Below are 20,581 nucleotides of genomic sequence, written 5' to 3'. Positions count from 1 at the left end.
TCGGTCGGCGGCGATCAGGTCATAGGTCTTTCCAGAACGTGTTCTAAGTAGTGCCCGAGTTCTGTCCTGGAGGCGACGCCGAGCTTCGGGTAGGCCTTGTAGAGGTGGTGGCCGACCGTGCGCGGGCTGAGGAACAGGCGGGCGCCGATCTCCCTGTTGGACAGGCCCGCTGCGGCCAGCCGTACGACCTGGCGCTCCTGCGGGGTCAGCCGGTCGAGCGGGCCCTCGCCCCTGGGCTGACCGGCCACGCCGGTGGCCTGGAGCTCCGCCTGCGCCTGTGCGGCCCACGGCGCGGCGCCCACCGCCTCGAACCGCTCCAGCGCGGCCCTCAGGTGCCCTCTGGCCTCCGTACGGCGACGCCTGCGCAGCCACTTGCCGTAGAGCAGCTCGGCCCGCCCGTGCTCGAACGGCTGGTCGGCGGTCGTCTCATGCAGGTGTACGGCGTGCGCGAAGTGCTCCCCCGCCTCCTCTCCCCCGCACAGCAGCCCCCGGGTCCTGGACAGCGCCGCCTCGGTCCACGGCCTGCGGGTGGACGCGGCCCAGGACGCGAGCCGCCCGGCCGGGCGGGCGGCGAGGTCGGTCCTGTCGCCGAGCACGGCCGCCTCCACCAGGTCGGCCGCCGCGTACAGGCAGATGAACGTGTGCTCGATCGCGGTCAGGTGGACGAGGGCCGCGGACGCCCTGCCGTGTCCCAGCTCCGACAGTCCCAGCGCCCAGGAGGCCATCGCCCGTCCGGCCACCACGTCCTCGCTCCGCGCGGCGAACTCGGCGCACCCCGCGGTGTCGCCGCCCGCCGCTGCCAGCCAGGCGAGCGCGCCGCTGAGCTGGCCCGCCTTGGGGGCCTGGCGGATGTCGCCGGCGATGGCCAGCGCCTCGACGGCCGACGCTCTGGCCTCGTCGTGCCTGCCGCGCAGCATCTGGGCCTGCGCGAGCAGGGTCAGCGCCTCGGGCAGCAGCCCGGCGAGGCCGCGCTCGCGGCACTGCGCGACCATCGTGTCCGCGTGCCGGTGCGCGGCCTCCTCCTCGCCGATCATCAGGCTGAGCGAGGTGGCCAGGGCGGGCAGCGGCCAGCGCGCTGCCATTTCGGTGACGGCTCTGACCGCGGACAGGTCGGGTACGGCCTGCCCCTCGATCAGCCGCGCGACCACCCCCATCCCGCGGGCGAGCGTGCGCACCGAGGGGTCGGGCGGCAGCGCGAGCGCCCTGAGCATGGTGTCGGCGGCGCGGGCCAGCTCGCGATCCCCGCCGAAGGCCGCGTGCCGGATCGCGTCGGCCAGCATCTGCGCCGCCGCCCCAGGGTCCCGCGCCGCCCCTGCACCCGGGCCTCCCGAGGCCGCGCACCTGGCCCCGTCGAGGAGGATGCGACCGGCCGCGCTGGGGTCACCGCACTCGAACTCGACAGCCGCGCGCACCCGAGCGAGCCGCACGCCCTGCCCTCCCCGGTCGGAGGCGCGCTCTGTCAGGCCGCTCGCGCGTTGGGTCTGGCCCACGTGCATGGCCAGCTCGGCCGCCGAGACCAGGCGGTCCGCGGCGCGCGGCGGGTCGGCGGTGAGTTCCGCGGCGCGCTCATAGGCAGCGGAAGCGGCGACGGTGGCCTGCCGGTCGCGCGCGCGTTCCGCGGTGCGTTCCAGCTCGTCGGCGACGTCCTCATCGGGCCCGGTCGCGGCGGCCGCCCGGTGCCAGGCGCGACGGTCGACGTGCGTGACGCCCTGGAGTTCCGCGGCCAGGGCGTTGTGCGCGGCGATGCGCTCGAAGTAGGAGGCCGACCGGTACGCGGCCGTCCTGATCAGCGGATGCCTGAAGGTCAGCCCACCCGACTCCAGCACGATCAGGTTCGCCCGCTCAGCCGCGTCAAGGTCACCGGCCCCGGCACCCACACGACTGGCAGCCCGCAACACCAGGTCGAGGTCGCCCGTGTCGTCGGCCGCAGCCACCAGCAGCGCGGTCCGCGCAGAGCCCGGCAACCGCCCGATCTGGGTGTGGAAGAGCCGCCGCACCCGCTCCGACGGCGGCCCGGCGTCGACAAGGGACGGCAGCGGGCTGAGCCGACCAGCCCGCTGCGCCGGGGTGAGCGACAGGGGCAGCTCCAGCAGCGCCAGCGGATTGCCGCCCGCCTCCTCGATGATCCGCCGCCGCACCTCCGGAGCCAGATCGGCCGCCCGCTCGGCCAGCAACGCCTCCGCCGCGTCACAAGGCAGCCCGCCCAGGGCCAGCTCGGGCACCCCGAGTCCCGACCGCCCCGCGAAGATCATCACGATGCCCTCCGCGTTGAGCCGCCGCGCCGCGAACAGCAGCGCGTCAGCCGTACCCCGGTCGAGCCAGTGCACGTCGTCCACCAGGCACAGGAGCGGCCCCAGGTCGGACAGCAGCGTGAGCGCGGCCAGCCCCACCAGGAACCGGTCGCCCATGGTGCCGGTCAGCGCGGCCGCCTGCGCCTCGGGCAACTTGGCCACGTGGTCGCGCACGGGGGTGAACAGCAGGTGCAGGGCGCTGAAGGGCAGCTCGGCCTCCGACTCGACGCCCGCCGTACGGAGCACCGGCCAGCCGGGGGCGCGCGCGGCCGCGTGGTCGAGCAGCGCCGACTTCCCGATCCCCGCCTCGCCGGTGAGCGCCAGGACGCCGCTGCGCCCGGTCCTGGCCGCCGCCAGTAACCGATCGATCTCGCCCTGCTCGGCGTCGCGTCCATGCAACATCGGGCCTCCTGACAACCGGTCAAGGAGGCAAGTATCTGTTACCGTCGCCGCGTGGATCAAAAGCCGCGTGTGGCCCCGCTGGCCGAGTCCGAATGGGACGACGAGACCCGCGCCCTCCTCGAGCCGCTCCGCGTCCGCGGGCAGGTCGGCAACATCTTCGCCACCCTGGTACGGCACCGCGAGCTGTTCGCCAGGTGGCTCCCGTTCGGCAGCCAGCTCCTGGAGAAGGGCAGGCTGGGGGCGCGCGACAGGGAGCTGCTCATCCTGCGTACGGCGAGCAACTGCGGCGCCCCCTACGAATGGGGACACCACGTCAGGATCGGCGCCCGCGCCGGGATCACCGAGCCCGAGTTGCAGCGGATCGCCGAGGGCCCGGACGCGCCCGGCTGGTCAGCCCAGGACGCCACGCTGCTCAGGGCGGCCGACGAGCTGCACCGCGACTCCCGGCTGTCCGAGACCACGTGGGCGGCGCTCGCCGAGCGGTTCGACGCCGAGGACCTCGTCGAGCTGACCATGCTCGTCGGCCACTACACGATGGTCGCCTTCGCCCTGAACTCGCTGGGCGTGCAGCTGGAGCCCGGCGTCAGGGATTGATCACCCGGTCGGCGACGGCGAAGGCGGAGTTGGCCGCCGGGACGCCGCAGTAGATCGCGGACTGCAGGATGACCTCCTTGATCTCGTCGGGGGTCAGCCCGTTGCGCAGGGCCGCGCGCACGTGCATGGCCAGCTCCTCGTGGTGCCCGCGGGCGATGAGCGCGGTGAGCGTGACGCAGCTGCGCGTCTTCCTGTCGAGCCCCGGCCTGGTCCAGATCTCGCCCCAGGCGTAGCGGGTGATGAGGTCCTGGAAGTCGGCGGTGAACGGGGTCGTGCGGGCGATCGCCCGGTCGACGTGCTCGTCGCCGAGCACCTCGCGCCTGACCCGCATCCCGGCAGCGCCTTCGAAATGCTCGCGCAGCGCGGCGGTCACCCGTTCGGGCTGTTCGACCAGCGCGAGGTGGGCGGCGTGCGGGATCTCGACGAGGCTCGCCCCCGGGATGCCGTCGGCCAGCTGCCTGGCGTGCGCGACGGGCGTCGAGGGGTCCTCTCGCCCGGCGATGACCACGGTGGGTGCGGTGATCCGTTCCAGGTCGTCGCGCAGGTCGAAGGTGGACAACGCATCGCAGCAGGCCGCGTATCCGGCGGGGTCGACCGTGCGCATCGCGGCCACGAACGGCTCGCCGCCGGTGAAGCCCGGGGTGAACCAGCGGGTGGCCGCGGTGTCGGCCACCGGTCCCACGCCGTGCTCGCGCACGAGCGCCGCTCTCTCGTGCCAGCCCTGCGGCTCGCCGAACCTGGCCGAGCTGCACACGAGCGCGAGCCGCTCGACCCGCTCACCGTGGGCGGCGAGCCAGGCGCCGACCGCGCCGCCGAGCGACACGCCCGCGTAGGAGAAGCGCTCGACGCCGAGCGAGTCGGCCAGCTCGAGCACCAGCCTGCCCAGGTCGCCCACGTCCGTCACGCGGGTGGCAGGGGTGCCGCCGTGTCCCGGCAGGTTCCAGCGGATCACCCGGTGCCTGCGGGCCAGCGCGGGCACCTGCGCGTCCCACAGCGCGTGCGTGGTGCCGAGCGAGGGGCCGAGCAGCAGCGGCGGCGCGTGGTCCGGCCCGTCGACGCGGTGGTCGAGCATCATGTCCCTTCCGTACGGCGGAGCGCCCGGTCGGTGAGCTCGCCCGCCGAGCCGGTGTCGCCGGTGATCCTCAGGTTGGCGCGCATGCGGTCCGGGTGCACCCGCAGACCCTCGGCCAGCTCGGCCGCGTCGCGGGCCGCGCCGCCCGCCAGGCGCAGGCACTGGCGCAGCGGCTCCCACTCGGCGTGCCAGGCCCCCGAGGGGCGCTCGTCCTCGGCCACCAGCGAGCCGTACAGGATGGACGCCAGCGCGGGCGTCTGCCTGGCCGCAGCGGCGATGAGGGTGGCTCTGACCGGGTTCGACTTGTGCGGCATCGACGAAGAACCGCCGCCGACGCCCTCGCTCACCTCGCCGATCTCCGTACGGGACAGCACCAGCACGTCGGCGGCCAGCTTGCCGAGTGCGCCCGTGGTGAAGGCCAGCGCGCCCGCGAGGTCCGCGATCGGCGTGCGCAGCACGTGCCAGGGCAGCGCCGGTTCCGCCAGCCCGAGCTGGGCGGCGAAGGCGGCGGTGACCGCCGGGTCCAGGGTGCCCGCAGGTCCGCCGAGCTGGGCGGGCAGGGTGAGCGCCGAGAGCCTGGCGTGCGCGTCGAGCACGAGGGCGCGCCACCCGGCCGCCTTGAGCCCGAACGTGGTGGGCACGGCCTGCTGGGTGAGGGTGCGCGCGGCCATGGGAGTGTCGCGGTGGGTTTCCGCGAGCTGTTTCAGAGCGCTCGCCGTACGCGACAGGTCGGACAGCACGCTGGGCAACACCCTGGAGACGACCAGCATGGTCGCGGTGTCCATGATGTCCTGGCTGGTGGCGCCGTGATGCGCGTGCGGAGCCGCCCGGCGCAGGTCCTCGACCAGCGGGATCACCGGGTTGCCGCCAGAGCGGGCGCGCAGCGCCAGGTCTCGGGCGTAGGCGGGCAGATCGGCGCCGATCCGTTCCGCCGCCTCCACGATCGCGCCCTCATGCGGGATCAGGCCGAGCGACGCCTGGGCGCGCGCCAGCGCCACCTCCGCGTCGAGCATCGCCCGGACATATGCCTCATCTCCCGCGAAGGCCTCGGCCGGTGACAGGAGGTCAGGGGAACTCAAGGAAGACCGTCTCCTCATGCACCCCGTCGTACTGCAGCCGGACGTCGAACCGGTGAACCCCGGCCCGCTCCAGCGTGGCGACCAGCGTCGCCCTGCGCTCCGGCGCCAGGCTGTCGAGCAGCGGGTCAGGCCCGTCGCTCAGGTAGGCGCGGGTGTACAGGTGGTGCAGCAGCCCGCGGGCGAAGACCACGACGGACACGTACGGCACGCCGCCAGGCGGCAGGGTGCGCAGCGTGTAGTGCCCGTCGGGATCGGTGCCCACCCGGCCGAACCCGGTGAAGTCCGTCCCGTTGCGCCCGAGGTAGCCGCCGGTGACCTGGTCGCGGCGCAGCGAGCCCGGCCTTCCGGTGCGCGAGCCGTCCGGGCCGGGCTGCCAGAACTCCAGCAGCGCGTCGGGGATCGGCTGCCCGGCCCCGTCCAGGACGTACCCGTGGACGGTGATCGTGTCCTGGCGCCCTGCGGGCGCGAGGTCGCCGCCGCCGGGAACGGGCAGCGCGTAGCCGAAGAACGGGCCGACGGTCTGCGAGGGCGTCGGGTTCATCGGCCTTCCTCCATCCAGGTGGCGGTGGGCCCGTCCAGGACGATGTCCCACCGGTAGCCGAGCGACCACTCCGGCTTCGACAGGTCGTGCACGTAGGTGGCGACCATGCGCTGACGCGCCGACTCGTCGGTCACCGACTGCATGATCGGGTCGTAGGGGAACAGCGGGTCGTTCGGGAAGTACATCTGCGTCACCAGGCGCTGCGTGAACGCGGTGCCGAACAGCGAGAAGTGGATGTGCGCCGGTCGCCAGGCGTTGACGTGGTTACGCCACGGGTAGGCGCCCGGCTTGACGGTGGTGAAGGAGTACTCGCCGTCCGGCCCGGTCAGGCAGCGGCCGACGCCGGTGAAGTTCGGGTCGAGCGGCGCCGGGTGGTCGTCGCGCTGGTGCAGGTAGCGCCCGGAGGCGTTGGCCTGCCAGATCTCCACGAGCTGCCCGCGCACGGGACGGCCCTGCCGGTCGAGGACCCGCCCTGAGACGGTGATGCGCTCGCCGAGCGGCTCGCCCTGGTGCTGCCTGGTCAGGTCGTGGTCGAGCGCGGTGACGTCGGTCGCGCCGAACACCGGCCCGGTCAGCTCGACCGCGTCCGGGTCCTGGACGACGACCAGCGGCCGCTTGGGGTGGCGCAGCGTGGTGCTGCGGTAGGGGGGATAGTCGCGGTCCGGATGGTCCCGCGACGGGTCCGGCTTGATCGCGGCGATCTCCGCGCTGATCTCGCTCTGCGTGTTCATTCATCTCTCCAGGACGAGGGCCAGGCCCTGGCCGACGCCGATGCACAGGGTGGCGACGCCGACGCCGGAACCCGCCGAGGCCAGCTGGTGGGCCACGCTACCCGCGAGCCTGGCGCCAGACGCGCCGAGGGGGTGGCCCATGGCGATGGCGCCGCCGTGCGGGTTGACGAGGGACGGGTCGAGTTCCGGCCATTCGGCCAGGCAGCCGAGCGCCTGGGCGGCGAAGGCCTCGTTGAGTTCGAGCGTGGTCAGGTCGTCGAAGCCGCGTCCTGCCCTGGCGAGGGCCTTCCTGACGGCGGTGACGGGGGCCAGGCCGAAATACTGGGGTTCCACGGCGGTCACGGCCGAGGTGGCGACGCGGGCGAGCGGCTCGCGGCCGATCGCGCGCAGTCCTTCCTCGTCGGCCAGGAGCAGGGCGGCGGCTCCGTCGTTCAGAGGGGAGGAGTTGCCCGCCGTGACCGTGCCGCCAGGACGGAAGACCGGTTTCAGCGCGGCCAGCGCCTCCATCGAGGAGTCCTCGCGGATCGTCTCGTCACGCGAAATTTCCGCCATCGTGATGATGTGGTCGTCCTTCCAGCCTTCAACCGCCTTCGTGTGGCTGGAGAGGGCAAAAGCGTCCTGCTGCTCCCGGGTGATGCCGTGCTTGTCGGCGATCAGCTCGGCGCCCTCACCCAGGGGCACCGTCCAGGACGGCTGCATGCGCTGGTTGACCAGCCGCCAGCCGATCGTCGTCGACACCAGCTCCTGGTTGCCTGCGGGGAAGGCGCGCGACGGCTTGGGCAGCACCCAGGGCGCCCGGCTCATCGACTCCACGCCGCCCGCGACCGCGATCGACGCCTCGCCGACCGCGATGGCCCTGGCCGCCTGGACGACCGCCTCCAGCCCGGACGCGCACAGCCGGTTGACCGTCACTCCCGGTACGGTCACCGGCAGCCCGGCCAGCAGCACCGCCATCCTGGCGACGTTGCGGTTCTCCTCGCCCGCGCCGTTGGCGTTGCCGAAGACGACGTCGTCGATCGCGGCCGGGTCCAGCTCGGGCGAGCGGTCGAGCAGGCTGCGCAGAACCTGGGCCGCCAGGTCGTCGGGGCGCACGCCCGCCAGGGCTCCGCCGTACTTGCCTATGGGTGTCCTGACGGCGTCGACGATGTAGACGGTCATGAGGTCTCCTTGAGTGCGCGGAGCACCCGCAGCTCCGCCTCCGTCGGCTCGGCGGTGGTGGTGACGGCGTCGGCCGTCTTGAGCTCCCAGCCGGTGACCGCGCGCACCTGCTCGGCCGTGACGCCCGGGTGGAGCGCGGTCAGGACGAGCTCGGCGGTGGCCGGGTCGGGGCGCAGCACGCCGAGGTCGGTGATGACCGCCGTCGGTCCCCTGCCGCGCAACCCCAGTCTCGTACGGTCACCCGGCCCTGAGCCGTGCCCCACCGACGTGACGAAGTCCAGCTCGGCCACGAAGGCGCGCAGCGAGTGGCGCACCACGATGAGCACCTCGCCGCAGCTCGCCGCGATCTCCGGGGCTCCGCCCGCGCCGGGCAGCCGCGTCTTCCCGACGACCGTGGTGTTGATGTTGGCGAACCGGTCGAGCTGCGCGGCCCCGAGGAAGCCGACGTCGATCCGCCCCGCCTGCAGCCAGTAGTTGAACATCTCCGGCACCGACACGACCGCGTCGGCGGTCTCGGCCAGTTCGCCGTCGCCGATGGACAGCGGCAGCCTGCCCGGCTTGGCGCCGATCGCCCCGGACTCGTAGATGAGCACCAGGTGCCTGTTCACCGTACGGCGGGCCAGGTTGGCCGCGGTGCTGGGCAGGCCGATGCCGACGAAGCAGGTCCTGGCCCCGGCCAGCGCCCTGGCGGCGTTGACCTCCATGAGCTCGTCAGCCGTCCACTGCATCGCGCAACCACTCCGTGAATCTGTCGCGTGAGCGGGAGATGGCGTCCCACTCCTGGTAATAGCCGTTGTCGCGGACGGTGTATCCGGCGGCGTACGACGGGTGCGCCCCGCCGGGCACCTCGCAGACGGCGGTCACCGTCCACGTGGGCAGCACGATCGCGCCGGGAACCGGGTCCAGTGCGTCCACGATCTCCTCGACCGTCACCAGCGAGCGTTTCGCCGCCAGGACCGCCTCCTTCTGCACCCCGGTCAGCCCCCACAGCTGCACGTTGCCCGCGCGGTCGGCGCGCTGGGCGTGGATGACGGTCACGTCGGGGGTGACCGCCGACACGGCGGCCAGTTCCTCGCCGGTGAACGGGCAGGTCACGGTCCTCGCCGAGGTGAGCCCCGTGCCCCGGTAGCCGCGCAGCACGGCGAACGGCAGCCCGGACGCGCCCGCGACGTAGCGGTTGGCCATGCCCGCGTGGCTGTGCTCCTCGACCTCCAGCGGGCGCGGCCAGCCGTGCTCGACCGCGTCGCGGAAGCGGTGCAGCGACCCGACGCCCGGGTTGCCGCCCCAGGAGAAGACCAGCTTCCTGACCAGGCCAGCGCCGATGAGCTGGTCGTAGATCACGTCCGGCGTCATCCGCACCAGCGTCAGGTCGGTGATGCCCTGCCTGATCACCTCGCGCGCCGCCGCGAACGGGATGAGGTGCGTGAAGCCTTCCATCGCGACCGTGTCGCCGTCGTGGATCAGCTCAGCCACCGCTTCTGGCAGGGTCCGGATGTCCGCCATAACCCTCTCAATTTTCGCCTGGTGAACTATAGTTCGCAGAAAGAGTCTGTCCCTGGGAGATATGACATGTCAATGCCGCCGGAGGTCGTCGGCCCGCTCGTCCGCGGCCTGTCGGTGCTGCGCGCGCTGGCGGCGGCCGGTGGGCGCAGGCGGGTCAGCGAGCTGGCGCGGGAGACCGGCCTGGCCCGCTCGGCGGCCGACCGGGTGGTCAGCACGCTGTCCCAGCTCGGCTACCTCAGGCTGGACGGCGGAGCAGCGTCGATGGCGCCCCGGCTGATGGAGCTGGGCAACGCCTACCTGGCCGCGTGCCGGGTGCCCGCCCGCCTGGGGCCGCTCGCCGAGCGCCTGGCCACCGAGCTGGACGAGTCCGTCGTGCTCGCGGTGCCTGACGGGGGCGGCCTGCGGCTGGTGTACCGGTCGGCGACGCGGCGGGCGATGTCCGCGTCGTTCGGGGTCGGTGACATCGTCTGCCTGGACGAGCCAGGCCTGGTCGCGGTGTCCGCGTGCACGTCGGACGGCGTCGTCGTCAGCGTGGTCGGCGCGCAGCCGCTGGGCTCCGCCGTACGCAGGAGGCTTGAGGAGACCGTCGCCGAGATGGAGGCCGCGCCGTACGCCGAGGACGAGGAGCCGGCGTGGGAGCCGCGCGGGCCGCTCGGTCCCGGGGCCAACGAGTCGCTGGCCCGCGGCCTGGCGGTGCTGGCCACGCTCGACCGGCCGCGCACGCTGAGCGGGGCGGCGCAGGTGACCGGGCTCGCCCCTGCCACGGTCAGGCGGTCGCTGATCACCCTGGAGCACCTCGGCTACGTGGCCGCCTCAGGCAGGCTGTTCGCGCCGACGCCGCGCGTGCTGGACCTCGGGTTCGCGCCGCTGTCCAGGCTCACCTTCGAGCAGCTCGCCAGGCCGCACCTGGAGGAGCTGGTCGCGCGGGTGCACGAGTCCGCGTCGGCCGCCGTGCTGTGCGGCCCCGACATCCAGTACGTCGCCAGGGTGCCGACCGTGCGGATCATGAGCGTCAACCTCATGGTCGGCACCCGGCTGCCCGCCCACTGCACCGCGATGGGCCGGGTGCTGCTGGCCGGGCTGCCCGCCGACCGGCGCCTGGACGGGATCCATCCACGCGCGCTCACCCCGCGCACGGTCACCTCGCCCGACGCGCTCGGCGAACTGCTCGACCAGGTGGCGCGCGACGGGTACGCGCTGGTCGACGGGGAGCTGGAGGAGGGGCTGCGGTCCGTCGCGGTCCCGGTGCGCGGGCGCGGCGGCGAGGTCGTGGCGGCGATCAACGTGGCCATGCACGCGGGGCTGCCCATGGACGCCGGGCTGCTGCCGAACCTGCTCGCGGCGGCGGCCGCGATCGAGGCCGACCTGCGCGTAGCCGTCAGGGCAGCAGGTCGTCCAGGTTCGGTGTGGTGGTGAAGAGCCCGTCCTTCTTCCCGAGGGCGGCGAGCCGTTCCAGGGAGGGGCGGTCGGGGACTATCGGCCATCTGGGCAGCGTCATCGCCTCCAGCGTGGCGTCATCGATCCTGAGGTAGCCGGTGAGGGCCTGCCGCACCTCCTCGGGGTGGGCGTCGGCGTAGGCCAGCGACTCGAGCATGCCGTCGGTGAACCGCCTGACCAGGTCGGGGTCGGAGTCGAGGAGCTTGGCCGAGGTGAAGTAGAGGCCGACGGTCAGGTTCTTGGCCACGTCCACGAACGCGGAGGCGACCACCCTGCCGCCCTTGGCCTTGACCGCGGACAGGGACGGCTCGACCAGCCAGGCCGCGTCGACCTTCCCCTGCTCCAGCTCCGCCTGCGGCGCGTCGGTCGCGACGAAGTCGATGGTGGCCGGGTCGCCGCCCGCCTTGCGCACCGACTCCCTGACCGAGACGTCGCCGAGGCCCTTGAGCGCGGTGACCGCGATCCTGCGGTCGGCGAGGGCTCTGGCCGACCTGATCGGGCTGTCCTTGGCGACCACCAGCGCGCCGAAGTCGGCGCCCTCCTTGCCCGTGGAGGCCGCGCCGTTCACGACCCCCTTGACGGCGACGTTCCTGGTCCGCGCGGCCATCAGCGTGGTGACGGGGCAGAAGCCGAAGTGGAAGTGGCCGTCCAGGACGCCGGGGATCATCGCCTGGCCGGCCTTGGCCGTCTCCAGGGTCAGGTCGATCTTCCTGGCGGCGAAGAAGCCCTTGGCCCTGCCGAGGTAGATCGGCGCGACGTCGACGACGGGGAGCACCCCGACGGTGACCGCGTTCGCCGTCGCCGTGGGCGAACCGCACCCGGCCGCCAGGACCAGGACCACCACAGCGCCGACACTCAGCGCACATCGGTTCACATCGAGAACGTATGGGTGGTCAGCTCACCGGTCAACGATACGGTAATGGGCGTGTTCGCCTTCATACCGGTCACCCGGGACGACGACCTGGCCGGGTTCCTCGCTGCCGACGACTGGCCCTTCCACGCCGGCGCGCCCAGCGCGACGGTGGCCGACGACGCCCAGGCGTTCTGGATCCTCGCCGACGGCGAGCGGGCCGGGCTGGTCAAGCTGATGGACCTCGGCGACGACACCCCGATGTTCGACCTCCGGGTACGGCAGGCCTGGCGCGGCAAAGGCGCGGGCACGGCGGCCGTGGCCTGGCTCACCGGCCACTTGTTCACCTCGCTGCCCGGGGTGAACCGGATCGAGGGCACCACCCGCGTGGACAACGCGGCGATGCGCGCGGTGTTCCGCAAGAGCGGCTACGCGAAGGAGTCGCACTACCGCGACGCGTGGCCGGGCAGGGACGGCACGCCGTACGACGCGGTCGGCTACGCCATCCTGCGCCGCGACTGGGAATCGGGGACGGTCACCTGGCCCGACTGGGACGACGAACCGTCACGACCCTGACGGCGAACCACGGACGCACGTCACACCGCCGGCCGGTAGGCGGCGGTCACGGCGTTCAGCGCCCAGCGCATGCGGTCGGCGAAGCTGTCCGGATGGTCACCGGCCTCCTGCGCCACAGTGGCTGCGCACACGGCGGCATCGCCTCCGCACGCGCACAGCCGGGTGTCGATGGCGGTCCTGACGGCGTCGGGCGTCACGTCGTCCGACGGCTGCAGCGGGGAGGTGAACAACACCTGGGCCAGGTCTGTCGTGGTCATCATGGCTTCACTGTGCGCCCGCGTGCGGCCGCGGTCATCCGGGGTGACCACTGATTCCCCAGGGTAAGAACCACGTATCCGCCCGCGGGCGCCGGGCCTAGAGCCCGAGCGGGGGCGCCACGTACGGGAAGGACGCACCCGTCGGAGTGCCTGGACCGGTGACCGGGCTGTCACCGAGCTCGGGCGCGCCGGGACCGGCCGGCTCCCCCATGAGCATGCGCACGGTGATGGCGCCGACGTCGTCGCCGAGCCTGCGCCCGTTGGGGAACCCCTGGAGGTCCCCGCCCAGGACGCCGAAGCGGTTCTGCCGCGCGGTCACCGGGGTGGCCATGTTGAGCCGCAGTTCGTCCGACGGCGCGAACGCCTCCGCGTCGGCGTCGGCGTTGAGCAGTTGCGAGTTCAGCTCGACGCCGATGGGCCCGCCCCGCTTGCCCGTCAGCCCGGTGAGGAACACCTCCTCGAGGTCGGTGCGCGGCTCGGCGGGGGCGGTGTTGCCCGAGCTGAGCGCGATGGTCTGCGGCAGCCGCGGCCTGCGCACCGCGTCGAGCAGGCTCCTGTCCTCCACGGGCGTCATCGTGTTGTAGCGGGGCGCCTGCTCGGGAATGATCGCGTCGCAGAAGTTGGGGTTGCCCATCCTGGACACCTGGCGGTAGCTCCCGCCGCCACCGGCCAGGCTGACCGTGGAACGGCCCGCGTCCGTCGTCACGCCGATCACCGGGTTGCGCACCGGGTCACCGTTCAGCGCCAGGTCCTTCTTGGGCACCTGGATGGCCAGCGTCTGGATGTTCTCCTGCAGGCCCAGGTCGGTCTGGGGCAGCAGGCTCGCGAACCCCAGCCGCAGCATCCCGGCGATCTTGAAGTCGAAGAAGAACGGGTCGGTCGCCTGGCCCGCGTACGTCTGCCCGCCGCCGGGCAGCGCGGCGACCGTCCTTGCCCTGGGGCCCGTGGTGGAACCGTCCCTCACCAGGGCGCGAGGTAGAGGCCGGGGCCCGGCTGCGGTGGCGGCGGGTCGGACACGGCCATGGCCGGGGCGGCGAGCGACAACGATGCGACCACAGCGGCCGTCATCAGGGCGATGCGCTTCATATGGGATCCCTACGGGTCTTTTGCTTCGAAGATCGAGCAAGATCACCGTTACCAATGACTACTCTCCGTAAACGTTTTCTTTCCGCCGGGGGGACAGAAAACAGGTTGAAGAAGAGGGCTAGCCTGGAAGTGATGCCTCCCGATACTCAAACCCCCAGTCGTCCCCTGCCCAATCCCCGACCGACCCGGCTCAGGTCCAACTCGCTGTGGCGAATGCGAAGCTACCTGCGCCCCCACGTGACCAGACTCGTCTTCATCTGGCTCGCCGCCATGCTGGGCATCGGCACCAGCATCGCCCTCCCCCTGGTGGGCAAGGAAGTCATCGACGGCCCCGTGTCGCTGCGCGACCCCGGCGCGCTGCTCCCCCTGGGCCTGCTCGCCCTCGGCCTCGGCGTCGCGGAAGCGCTGCTGATCTTCCTGCGCCGGTGGTCGCAGATCGGCCCGGTGCTCGGCCTCGAGACCGAGATCCGCGACGACCTCTACAAGCACCTGCAGCGGCTGCCCATGAGCTTCCACGGCGAGTGGCAGTCCGGCCAGCTCCTGTCGCGGGCCACGACCGACCTGTCGACGATCCGCCGCTTCCTCGGCTTCGGCATGCTCTTCCTGGTCATGAACGTCATCCAGCTGACGACCGTGACCATCGTGCTGCTGAACATGTACTGGCCGCTCGGGCTGCTCGTCGCGGCCTCCGCCGTACCGATCGTGTGGACGTCGCTGCGGTTCGAGAAGAAGTACATCAAGATCTCCCGCCAGGTCCAGGACGAGCAGGGCGACCTCGCCACGCTCGTCGAGGAGTCGGCGATCGGGATCCGCACGATCAAGGCGTTCGGCCGCCGCCACCACGTCTTCGACAGCTTCGACGACAACGCGCGCAAGGTCTACGCCACCTCCATGGACAAGGTGAAGCTGTCCGCCCGCTTCTTCACCTTCCTGGAAGTGATCCCCAACTTCACCCTCGCCCTGGTGCTGCTGCTCGGCGCGCTCGCCGTCGGCGGTGCCAACCTCACGATCGGCACCCTGGTCGCCTTCACCACGCTGATGCTGCAGCTGGTGTGGCCCATCGCCAGCCTCGGCTACATCCTGGCCATGGCCCAGGAGTCGATGACCTCGGCCGACCGCGTCATGGAGGTCATGGACACCGTTCCCTCCATCGAGGGCGGCGAGGAGACGATCGAGCGGCCGCGCGGCCACCTCAAGCTGGAGGGGGTCGAGTTCCGCTTCCCCGGCGCCGACCGCCCCGTCCTGCACGACGTGTGGCTGGAGGTACGGCCGGGCGAGACCGTCGCGGTCGTCGGGGCCACGGGGTCGGGCAAGACCACGCTCACCGCGCTGGTCCCCAGGCTCATCGACGTCACGGCGGGCCGGGTCGTCGTCGACGGCCACGACGTGCGCGACCTCAGCCTGACCGCGCTGCGGGAGGTGGTGGCCACCGCGTTCGAGGAGCCGACGCTGTTCTCGATGAGCGTGCGCGAGAACCTCACGCTCGGGCACCGCGAGTCCTCCGAGGAGGAGCTGCGCGAGGCCCTGGAGGTGGCGCAGGCGACGTTCGTCTACGACCTGCCGTGGGGGCTCGACACCCGCATCGGCGAGCAGGGCATGTCGCTGTCCGGCGGGCAGCGGCAGCGCCTCGCCCTGGCGCGTGCCGTACTCAGCAAGCCCAAGATCCTCGTCCTCGACGACACCCTGTCGGCGCTCGACGTGGAGACGGAGGCGCTGGTCGAGGAGGCGCTGCGGCACGTGCTGCGCGAGGCCACCGGCATCGTCGTCGCGCACCGCGCCTCGACCGTGCTGCTGGCCGACAAGGTGGCGCTGCTGCGCGACGGCACCATCACCCACGTCGGCCGCCACCAGGAGCTCCTGGCCGAGGTGCCCGCCTACCGCGAGCTGCTGGCCCAGGACGCCGACTTCGACCCCTCGGAAGGAGCCCTCCGATGACCACCACCACCTGGAGAGGCGTCGCCGCCGAGAACAAGGACGACATGCCGGAGGACATCACCGTCCTCCTGCGGGAGCGCTCCCGCCGCCTGCTCGGCGACCTGCTCAGACCGCACAAGAAGCAGATCGCGCTGCTCACGGCGATCATCGTCCTGTCCAACGCGGCGGGCCTGGCCATCCCCTACCTGGTCAAGGTCGGCATCGACTCCGGCATCCCGCCGATGGCGCGCGGCCAGGGGCCCGGCACGCTGCTCACCGTCGTGGCCGTGATCATCGGCATGGCTCTGACGCAGGCACTGACGCGCCAGGCGTTCCTGCAGCTGTCCGGTCGCATCGGCCAGGACATCCTGCTGGAGCTGCGCCGCCGGGTGTTCGACCACTTCCAGCGGCTGTCGCTGTCCTTCCACGAGAAATACACCTCGGGGCGGGTCATCTCGCGGCTGACCTCCGACATCGAGGCCATCGCCGAGCTGCTCCAGTCGGGGTTCGACGGGCTGGTCACCGCGGTGCTGACCATGTTCGGTACGGCTGCGCTGCTGCTGGTGCTCGACGTCAAGCTCGGTCTGGTCGCGCTGCTGCCGCTGCCGATCCTGCTGCTGTTCACCCGGTGGTTCAGGCGGCAGTCCGCGATCGTCTACCGGCGTACCCGCGAGACCGTGGCGCTGGTCATCGTGCACTTCGTGGAGTCGATGACCGGCATCCGCGCCGTGCAGGCCTTCCGCCGCGAGCCGCGCAACCAGGAGATCTTCGAGCAGCTCAACGACGACTACCGCGAGGCCAACGCCGGGAGCATGCGGCTGATCTCGGTGTTCATGCCGGGCATCAAGCTCATCGGCAACATCACCGTGGCGGGCGTGCTGCTCTACGGCGGGTGGCTGGCGCTGCACGGCGAGGTCACCGTGGGCGTGCTCGCGGCGTTCCTGCTCTACCTGCGCCAGTTCTACGAGCCGATGCAGGAGATCTCGCAGTTCTACAACACGCTGCAGTCGGCGGGGGCGGCGCTGGAGAAGCTGTCCGGGGTGCTGGAGGAGGAGCCCTCCGTGCCCGAGCCGCGCACCCCTTCCGCCCTGGTCACCAAGGGCAAGGTGCGGTTCGAGGGCGTCAGGTTCGCCTACGTCGAGGACCGGCCGATCCTGCCGTCGCTCGACCTGACCGTCCCTGCCGGGCAGAGCGTGGCGCTCGTCGGGGCGACGGGGGCGGGCAAGACGACGCTGGCCAAGCTGATCTCGCGCTTCTACGACCCTACGGCGGGGCGGGTGCTGCTCGACGGGGTCGACCTGCGCGACCTCGACGAGGCTACGCTGCGGCGGGCGGTCGTCATGGTCACCCAGGAGAACTTCCTGTTCTCGGGTACGGTCGCCGACAACATCAGGTTCGGCAGGCCTTCCGCCTCGCACGCCGAGGTGGTCGCGGCGGCCAAGGCGATCGGGGCACACGAGTTCATCCTCGATCTTCCTGACGGGTATGCGACCGAGGTCGGGAAGCGGGGCGGGCGGATGTCGGCGGGGCAGCGGCAGCTGGTCGCGTTCGCTCGGGCGTTTCTCGCTGATCCGGCGGTGTTGATCCTGGATGAGGCTACTTCTTCGCTGGATGTGCCTAGTGAGCGGTTGGTGCAGCGGGCGTTGCGGACGATCCTCGCGGATCGGACGGCGCTGATCATCGCGCATCGGTTGTCCACGGTGGAGATCGCGGACCGGGTGCTGGTGATGGAGCGTGGGGAGATCGTGGAGGATGGGGCGCCGGAGCAGCTGATCGCGGCTTCGGGGCGGTATGCGGGGATGCACGATGCTTGGCTGGAAAGCTTGAGCTAGCGGGGTTTCGTCGCGACCCCTCGCTGTGGGGGGGTCGCGACACCCGCTCGCGGCGCGCCTTCTACGGAGGCGCGCCCTCACCGGCGGCGCGCCCTCACTGGACCCGCGCCCTCACTGGACCCGCACCCTCCCCACCGGAGTCGCACCCCTGCTCGCTTTTGGCGCGCCGTCACCAAGGGGCGCCACCGCCCTTTAGGAGGGCCGTCCCCCCTGGAGTTGTGGCCCCTCAACGCCTCCGACGCCGCGCGGAACCTACCGACTTCGGGCCCCCAGGGCGTGAGGTCCCTCAGGTCCTGAGGGCGCTTGGGCACGGCGGTGCTGAGGCCCTTGGGCGCGAGCCGTACGTGAGGTCAGTGCGGGTGGATCGGCCGCACGAGGTTCATGTACAGCTCGTACCCCACGAACACCACCACCGGCAGCCCGATCGCCGCCATCAGGCGATTCCCGCTCGCCACCCGAAAGGGCTGCCGCCGCGCCACCTCCACGGCCGGGCTCTCGGCGGGTTCCACGGCCGCGACCGGCACGTGCGGTCTCAGCTCGGGATGATGCGACAGGTATCCGGACGGGAACGACGTGACGCGGAACCCGCCACACAGCGGGCAGCAGCAGCCCGACCAGGGTGGCTGCACCGGCACGCTGCCGCGGTACCAGATCTCGCGCTCGTGACCGTGTCCGTCTGCCATGTGACGGACCACGTACTCTTCCTCCCAGACGTGCCAGCAGTGCAGGCACTCGAAGGGCCACGTCTGGCGGGTGCTGAAGCCTTGGTCCACGAGGATCACCCCCGGTAGGGATTTCGCCGCCTACTACGAGTGTGCCCCCTTTCACGCAACACAAAGGCTCGGTAACAGAATCCCTACGTGATACCTTCACATACCGGTTGGTATGTAAGGAGTCACTGATCGATGGACCCCCGCGTAGCGCGCCGCGCCTGGCGTCGTCTGGAACCCGTGCACGGCATGATCTACTTCGTCCCCGAAGCCACCAAGGCCTACGCGGCCCTCGGGCTGACCGGCGACATGACCGGCTACTTCGCCTCCCGCTCCGCCGCGTTCGGCACCGCGAGCGCCGAAGTGGTGATCGCCACCTTCTACAACTTCAACCCAGCTCTTGTACGGCAGGCGCTGCCGTACGCCTGGGAGGTCACCACGCCCGCCCAGATTCTGGCCGCACGGCTGGAGTCGGCGGGCGCCGCGCTGCGCAGGGTCGGGGTCGACGCGTTGCCCTCGCTGCCCGAGACGCTCGGCCTGGCGCGCCGCGCGGCTCTCGCGGCGACGGAACACCTCCAGGGGCGCCCGCTCTTCGCCGCGCACGCCACGCTGGACTGGCCCGGTGAGCCGCTGCTCGACCTGTTCCACGCGCAGACGTTGCTGCGGGAGTTCAGGGGGGACGGTCATGTGGCGACGCTGGTGTCCGAGGGGATCGGGCCGGTGGAGGCGCTCGTCATGCACGCGGCCAGCGGTGACGTGCGGGAGATCTTCCTCAAGGCCTCGCGCGGGTGGCCGCGCGAGCGGTGGGCGGGGGCCGAGGAGTCGTTGCGTTCGCGGGGACTGCTCGGCGCGGAGGGGCTCACGCCCGAGGGCGTCCGGCTGCGTGCCCACATCGAGGCGCGCACCGACCTCCTGGCGCTTCCCGCCTACGGGGTGCTGGGGGACGACGGGGTGGAGCGACTGGCCGAGCTCGCCAGAACCTTCGGCAGGACCGTGGTGGATGCGGGATTGATCCCTGTGTAGAACAATGTTCGGCATGGACATCTTCGACGATCTCGCCGCCGAGTACGCCCAGCTGGACGCCGTGCTTTCCGGCCTTTCCGACGAGCAGTGGTCCCATCCCTCGGCTGCCGAGGGGTGGACCATCGCCGACGTCGTCCTCCACCTGGCCCAGACCGAGGAGTTAGCCGTCGCCTCAGCCACGGGCCTCGCACTCGCGAGCCTCCCGAAGGACACCCCACCCGCGGGAGAGGCTGCGCCCGGAGAAAGCGCGGAAGGGGCCGAGGTCGCCGGGGCCGCAGAAGGGGTCGAGGTCGCCGGGAGCGCGGAAAACGTCGGGCGTACGCGAGGCACCGGGGTCGCCGGGAACGCGGAAGGCGTCGGCGCCGCAGAAGGTGCGGGAGACGCCGGGGTCGCCGGGAACGCGGGAGATGTCGGGGGAGCAGAAGGCGCGGGAGGTGTCGGGAGCGCGGGAGGTGTCGGGGCCGTCGGGGGTGGAGAGCCTGCGGGCAGCGTCGAGGTGGCCGGGGCGCTGGGAACGGCGGGGCGGGTGGATGCGTTCGCCGCCGACCTGGTGGCCGCCCAGCGAGACGTCCCCCCGGCCGAGATCCTGGCCCGCTGGCGGGCGGCGGCGACCAAGTCCCCCGCCGCCCTCCGAGCCCACCCCAAGGGCGTCCGGCTCCCCTGGATCGCCGGAAGCCTGTCTCCCGCCACCCTCGCCACCACCCGCCTGGCAGAACACTGGGCCCACGCCTACGACATCACCAAACCCCTGGAAATCGCCTATCCAGACACAGAACGGCTGCGCCACATCGCCTGGCTCGGCCACCGTACGCTGCCGTATGCCTTCGCCGTGGAAGGCCTAGAAGGCGGCCCCGTCCACGCCGACCTCACCGCCCCCGACGGCTCCCACTGGCATTTCGGCGACCCAGAAGCCCCCTCAGCCATCGTGGGCCCGGCCGCCGAATTCTGCCGCGTAGGCGCCCGCCGCCTCGCAGGCAAGGACTCGACCCTGAAGGCAAGCGGTCCGTACGGCAAGCTGGCCCTCGACGTCCTCCGCAACTACGCCTTCTGACCAGGGGGACACCAAAGGCATCGAACTGAACGCCGGCCCCCTCGAATACCAGGACAGCGGCGGCGCAGGCCCGCCGGTCGTGCTGCTGCACGGCCTGGGGATGGACGGCATGCTGTGGCGCAACGTGGACCTCGGCCCCCGCCGGGTCGTGATCCCGACCCTGCCACTCGGCTCGCACCGGCTGCCCATGCGCCAGGACGCGGACCTGACGCTTTACGGCCACGCCAGGATCGTCGCCGACTTCATGGACAAGCTCGGCCTGACCGCCGCCACCGTGGTGCAGAACGACATCGGCATCGCCATCCCCCTGGCCACCATGCGCCCGGACCTGGTGGCCCGGCTGGTGCTGGTGTCGTGCGAGGCGTTCGACAACTACCCGCCCGGCTTCCCCGGCAAGGCCCTGACCGCGGCGGCCAGGATCTCGGGCGCGCTCAACCTGTCGTTCCAGACGCTGAGGGTGAACCGCTGAGGCGG

At 72.0% G+C, this 20,581-nt stretch carries 21 protein-coding genes; 8 read left to right on the top strand and 13 right to left on the bottom strand.

From position 1 onward, the window contains the following. Window positions 1-14 precede the first annotated feature (14 nt). Window positions 15-2,693, bottom strand: a complete 2,679-nt coding sequence (locus ACIBG8_RS33155) for an AAA family ATPase (RefSeq protein WP_397346998.1) — start codon at window positions 2,691-2,693, stop codon at window positions 15-17. 51 nt (window positions 2,694-2,744) lie between these two features. On the opposite strand from ACIBG8_RS33155, the gene ACIBG8_RS33150 reads away from it, so the two are divergent. Continuing rightward, window positions 2,745-3,287, top strand: coding sequence for a carboxymuconolactone decarboxylase family protein (locus tag ACIBG8_RS33150; RefSeq protein WP_397346996.1), 543 nt, complete (start codon window positions 2,745-2,747; stop codon window positions 3,285-3,287). Here the strand turns inward: ACIBG8_RS33150 and pcaD are convergent. From pcaD to ACIBG8_RS33115, 7 genes are read right to left on the bottom strand one after another with little or no spacing between them, the layout of a single operon-like run. Continuing rightward, the gene (gene pcaD / locus ACIBG8_RS33145; protein ID WP_397347821.1) at window positions 3,277-4,359 is read right to left on the bottom strand and encodes a 3-oxoadipate enol-lactonase; all 1,083 of its coding nucleotides are present in this window, start codon (window positions 4,357-4,359) and stop codon (window positions 3,277-3,279) included. The genes ACIBG8_RS33150 and pcaD overlap by 11 nt on opposite strands. After that, window positions 4,359-5,438: a 3-carboxy-cis,cis-muconate cycloisomerase gene (gene pcaB, locus ACIBG8_RS33140; RefSeq protein WP_397346994.1), complete on the bottom strand. Its 1,080-nt coding sequence runs from the start codon at window positions 5,436-5,438 to the stop codon at window positions 4,359-4,361. Before pcaB ends, pcaD begins: the two co-directional genes overlap by 1 nt. After that, the gene (gene pcaG, locus ACIBG8_RS33135; RefSeq protein ID WP_397346993.1) at window positions 5,425-5,979 is read right to left on the bottom strand and encodes a protocatechuate 3,4-dioxygenase subunit alpha; all 555 of its coding nucleotides are present in this window, start codon (window positions 5,977-5,979) and stop codon (window positions 5,425-5,427) included. The genes pcaB and pcaG overlap by 14 nt, the downstream gene beginning before the upstream one ends. Next, on the bottom strand, window positions 5,976-6,710 hold the full coding sequence (pcaH, locus tag ACIBG8_RS33130; protein ID WP_397346992.1) for a protocatechuate 3,4-dioxygenase subunit beta: 735 nt from the start codon (window positions 6,708-6,710) through the stop codon (window positions 5,976-5,978). The genes pcaG and pcaH overlap by 4 nt, the downstream gene beginning before the upstream one ends. Then, complete coding sequence (locus tag ACIBG8_RS33125) at window positions 6,711-7,868, bottom strand: thiolase family protein (protein WP_397346991.1); 1,158 nt, start codon at window positions 7,866-7,868, stop codon at window positions 6,711-6,713. After that, window positions 7,865-8,596 (bottom strand): CoA-transferase subunit beta, encoded by a 732-nt coding sequence (locus ACIBG8_RS33120; RefSeq protein ID WP_397346990.1) that lies wholly within the window; start codon window positions 8,594-8,596, stop codon window positions 7,865-7,867. Before ACIBG8_RS33120 ends, ACIBG8_RS33125 begins: the two co-directional genes overlap by 4 nt. Continuing rightward, window positions 8,580-9,371 (bottom strand): CoA transferase subunit A, encoded by a 792-nt coding sequence (locus tag ACIBG8_RS33115; RefSeq protein ID WP_397346989.1) that lies wholly within the window; start codon window positions 9,369-9,371, stop codon window positions 8,580-8,582. The genes ACIBG8_RS33120 and ACIBG8_RS33115 overlap by 17 nt, the downstream gene beginning before the upstream one ends. Window positions 9,372-9,437: 66 nt before the next feature. Here ACIBG8_RS33115 and ACIBG8_RS33110 point away from each other — a divergent pair, with 66 nt between their 5' ends. Beyond that, window positions 9,438-10,787: an IclR family transcriptional regulator C-terminal domain-containing protein gene (locus tag ACIBG8_RS33110; RefSeq protein ID WP_397346988.1), complete on the top strand. Its 1,350-nt coding sequence runs from the start codon at window positions 9,438-9,440 to the stop codon at window positions 10,785-10,787. On the opposite strand, the gene ACIBG8_RS33105 is transcribed toward ACIBG8_RS33110, so the two are convergent. Beyond that, the gene (locus ACIBG8_RS33105) at window positions 10,750-11,682 is read right to left on the bottom strand and encodes an ABC transporter substrate-binding protein (protein WP_397346987.1); all 933 of its coding nucleotides are present in this window, start codon (window positions 11,680-11,682) and stop codon (window positions 10,750-10,752) included. The genes ACIBG8_RS33110 and ACIBG8_RS33105 overlap by 38 nt on opposite strands. Window positions 11,683-11,733: 51 nt before the next feature. Here ACIBG8_RS33105 and ACIBG8_RS33100 point away from each other — a divergent pair, with 51 nt between their 5' ends. After that, on the top strand, window positions 11,734-12,234 hold the full coding sequence (locus ACIBG8_RS33100; protein ID WP_397346986.1) for a GNAT family N-acetyltransferase: 501 nt from the start codon (window positions 11,734-11,736) through the stop codon (window positions 12,232-12,234). 20 nt (window positions 12,235-12,254) lie between these two features. Here ACIBG8_RS33100 and ACIBG8_RS33095 read toward each other — a convergent pair whose 3' ends face one another. The 3 genes from ACIBG8_RS33095 to ACIBG8_RS33085 form a co-directional block, all read right to left on the bottom strand. Next, window positions 12,255-12,494, bottom strand: a complete 240-nt coding sequence (locus tag ACIBG8_RS33095) for a hypothetical protein (protein WP_397346985.1) — start codon at window positions 12,492-12,494, stop codon at window positions 12,255-12,257. Between the two features lie 94 nt (window positions 12,495-12,588). Continuing rightward, the gene (locus tag ACIBG8_RS33090) at window positions 12,589-13,455 is read right to left on the bottom strand and encodes a DUF4331 domain-containing protein (protein WP_397346984.1); all 867 of its coding nucleotides are present in this window, start codon (window positions 13,453-13,455) and stop codon (window positions 12,589-12,591) included. After that, window positions 13,452-13,577, bottom strand: a complete 126-nt coding sequence (locus tag ACIBG8_RS33085; protein WP_397346983.1) for a hypothetical protein — start codon at window positions 13,575-13,577, stop codon at window positions 13,452-13,454. The genes ACIBG8_RS33090 and ACIBG8_RS33085 overlap by 4 nt, the downstream gene beginning before the upstream one ends. 213 nt (window positions 13,578-13,790) lie before the next feature. Here ACIBG8_RS33085 and ACIBG8_RS33080 point away from each other — a divergent pair, with 213 nt between their 5' ends. Next, a complete protein-coding gene (locus tag ACIBG8_RS33080; RefSeq protein ID WP_397346982.1) occupies window positions 13,791-15,512 on the top strand; it encodes an ABC transporter ATP-binding protein in 1,722 nt (573 codons plus the stop codon). Beyond that, a complete protein-coding gene (locus tag ACIBG8_RS33075) occupies window positions 15,509-17,323 on the top strand; it encodes an ABC transporter ATP-binding protein (protein ID WP_397346981.1) in 1,815 nt (604 codons plus the stop codon). The genes ACIBG8_RS33080 and ACIBG8_RS33075 overlap by 4 nt, the downstream gene beginning before the upstream one ends. Before the next feature lie 350 nt (window positions 17,324-17,673). Here ACIBG8_RS33075 and ACIBG8_RS33070 read toward each other — a convergent pair whose 3' ends face one another. Further along, on the bottom strand, window positions 17,674-18,096 hold the full coding sequence (locus ACIBG8_RS33070) for a hypothetical protein (protein WP_397346980.1): 423 nt from the start codon (window positions 18,094-18,096) through the stop codon (window positions 17,674-17,676). Between the two features lie 132 nt (window positions 18,097-18,228). Between ACIBG8_RS33070 and ACIBG8_RS33065 the strand changes: the two genes are divergently transcribed. The 3 genes from ACIBG8_RS33065 (at window position 18,229) to ACIBG8_RS33055 (ending at window position 20,576) form a co-directional block, all read left to right on the top strand. Further along, complete coding sequence (locus tag ACIBG8_RS33065; RefSeq protein WP_397346979.1) at window positions 18,229-19,056, top strand: hypothetical protein; 828 nt, start codon at window positions 18,229-18,231, stop codon at window positions 19,054-19,056. Window positions 19,057-19,069: 13 nt separating this feature from the next. Further along, entirely contained in the window at window positions 19,070-20,107 is a 1,038-nt protein-coding gene (locus ACIBG8_RS33060) for a maleylpyruvate isomerase family mycothiol-dependent enzyme (protein WP_397346978.1), read from the top strand. A gap of 79 nt (window positions 20,108-20,186) precedes the next feature. Next, complete coding sequence (locus ACIBG8_RS33055) at window positions 20,187-20,576, top strand: alpha/beta fold hydrolase (protein WP_397346976.1); 390 nt, start codon at window positions 20,187-20,189, stop codon at window positions 20,574-20,576. Window positions 20,577-20,581: the final 5 nt, after the last annotated feature.

Source organism: Nonomuraea sp. NPDC050556, assembly GCF_044457355.1.
GTDB lineage: Bacteria > Actinomycetota > Actinomycetes > Streptosporangiales > Streptosporangiaceae > Nonomuraea.
The sequence above is the reverse complement of the archived record's forward strand: the minus strand, read 5'-3'. Positions and strand labels throughout refer to the sequence as shown.

Coding starts and splice junctions, on each gene's coding strand:
- ACIBG8_RS33065 (WP_397346979.1), top strand. CDS start 18,229: ATGGACCCCCGCGTAGCGCGCCGCGCCTGGCGTCGTCTGGAACCCGTG.
- ACIBG8_RS33095 (WP_397346985.1), bottom strand. CDS start 12,494: ATGATGACCACGACAGACCTGGCCCAGGTGTTGTTCACCTCCCCGCTG.
- pcaH (WP_397346992.1), bottom strand. CDS start 6,710: ATGAACACGCAGAGCGAGATCAGCGCGGAGATCGCCGCGATCAAGCCG.
- ACIBG8_RS33155 (WP_397346998.1), bottom strand. CDS start 2,693: ATGTTGCATGGACGCGACGCCGAGCAGGGCGAGATCGATCGGTTACTG.
- ACIBG8_RS33085 (WP_397346983.1), bottom strand. CDS start 13,577: ATGAAGCGCATCGCCCTGATGACGGCCGCTGTGGTCGCATCGTTGTCG.
- pcaG (WP_397346993.1), bottom strand. CDS start 5,979: ATGAACCCGACGCCCTCGCAGACCGTCGGCCCGTTCTTCGGCTACGCG.
- pcaD (WP_397347821.1), bottom strand. CDS start 4,359: ATGCTCGACCACCGCGTCGACGGGCCGGACCACGCGCCGCCGCTGCTG.
- ACIBG8_RS33115 (WP_397346989.1), bottom strand. CDS start 9,371: ATGGCGGACATCCGGACCCTGCCAGAAGCGGTGGCTGAGCTGATCCAC.
- ACIBG8_RS33075 (WP_397346981.1), top strand. CDS start 15,509: ATGACCACCACCACCTGGAGAGGCGTCGCCGCCGAGAACAAGGACGAC.
- ACIBG8_RS33125 (WP_397346991.1), bottom strand. CDS start 7,868: ATGACCGTCTACATCGTCGACGCCGTCAGGACACCCATAGGCAAGTAC.
- ACIBG8_RS33060 (WP_397346978.1), top strand. CDS start 19,070: ATGGACATCTTCGACGATCTCGCCGCCGAGTACGCCCAGCTGGACGCC.
- ACIBG8_RS33120 (WP_397346990.1), bottom strand. CDS start 8,596: ATGCAGTGGACGGCTGACGAGCTCATGGAGGTCAACGCCGCCAGGGCG.
- ACIBG8_RS33080 (WP_397346982.1), top strand. CDS start 13,791: ATGCGAAGCTACCTGCGCCCCCACGTGACCAGACTCGTCTTCATCTGG.
- ACIBG8_RS33110 (WP_397346988.1), top strand. CDS start 9,438: ATGTCAATGCCGCCGGAGGTCGTCGGCCCGCTCGTCCGCGGCCTGTCG.